This window comes from Micromonospora sp. RTGN7 (genome assembly GCF_033804645.1).
Lineage (GTDB): Bacteria > Actinomycetota > Actinomycetes > Mycobacteriales > Micromonosporaceae > Micromonospora.
In genome coordinates this window covers 1-1,393 of record NZ_JAPZLF010000051.1, presented here as the reverse complement: position 1 = coordinate 1,393, position 1,393 = coordinate 1, and the positions used below count along the sequence as shown (strand labels likewise).

The window sequence follows — 1,393 nt, the reverse complement described above, 5'->3', positions numbered from 1 at the left end:
GAGGTGGCGACGTACACGTCGTTGAGCGTTCCCTGGTTGAACGCGACGATGTCGTCCTTACCGTCCCCACTGAAATCCGTCGACGAACCCCCCAGATACCGACCACCCCCACCACCACCGGCGTTCACCAGGGAGATGTAGTAGTTCCAGTTCCAGTTGGGTCCGGGATCGGTGTGGTCGTTGCCCGGCAGCTCGTTGTGGCCCTTGATGGCGCTGCGGTCCCTGGGCAGGCCGTACTTGTCGCACAGGTAGCGGGTGAGCGCGGCCGACGAGCGGTACATCGCGTCGGTGAACCAGGCCGGGTTGTCCACGAAGCCCTCGTGTTCGATGCCGACCGAGTACGGGTTGGCCGAACGGGCGTGGTAGGCGGTGTCGCCCTCCCGCACCATCTGGGTGATCTCTCCGGTGCTGGACCGGACGACGTAGTGTGCGCTGACCCCGGACGACGGGTTCTGGAACCAGCTGACGGTCCCGGCGTACGAGCCCTGGGTGACGTGGACGACCACGGTGGTGATCCGGGCCGACCGCCCCGGCTGGTAGTTGCCGCCGTTGGCGGCGACCCACCGGGCCGGGCCGTACTCGGGAACCGCCGCCAGGGCGGCCGGGGACCCGGTGGACCGGCTCCCGGCGGTGGCGACCGTGGCGTACCGGCCGAGCTCCGGCCGCACTGACCGGGCGGCCACGCCGATCCGCTGCCCGGTGGGCGTCCGCGCCTCGAGGCCCTGTCGCAGCAGGTCGTAGACGTGGTCGGCGTAGAGGCGGGCGGTCGCGTCGTCGCCGGCGTGGGCGTAGCGCGCCACGACCGGGTACCAGGCGGCGATCCGGTGGCGGTCGGCGGGCCGCAGCCGCGCCGCGTCGGCATAGGAGCGCAGCACGGCCGCCGCACCCCGGACGTTCGCCTCCGGCCGGGACCTGAGCTGGTCCACCGGCACACCGGTGAGCCCGGCGGCCTCGTCCAGGGACCGGTTGGTGGGGTTGCTGACCAGATGCATCGGGCCGTAGCCGTTGGCGGCGCTGGGCTGACCGCCGTGGTCGTCGAGCCGACTCTCGCCGTAGCCCACCGCCACCAGCAGGTCGCGCGGCACGTCGTAGCGGCTGCCGGCGGCGGCGAAAGCGGCGGTAAGGCCGTCGGCCCGGTCGGTCGGGGCGGCGGTGGCCGGCGCGGCGGCGGTGAGGGTGACGACGGTCAGGGTGGCGACGAGGACGCCGGCCAGCGGGGGCGGCTTCCTGCGTCCCGGGGAACGATTGAACATGGCGACTCTCCGGCGGGGGTTCGGGTGTTAGAGGGTGGTTTCTCCGGGGAGGCCGAAGAAGTCGTGCCATTTGGTGGTGGGGGTGAAGGTGGTGCCGGTGGAGAGGGCTACGTGGACGTCGTTGGTGTTGTTTTTGGTGA

At 71.5% G+C, this 1,393-nt stretch carries 1 protein-coding gene; it reads right to left on the bottom strand.

Annotated features, from left to right (window positions below):
* On the bottom strand, positions 1 to 1,253 hold a 1,253-nt coding region (locus tag SNR22_RS29145; RefSeq protein ID WP_320069892.1), incomplete at its 3' end, for an N-acetylmuramoyl-L-alanine amidase.
* Positions 1,254 to 1,393: the final 140 nt, after the last annotated feature.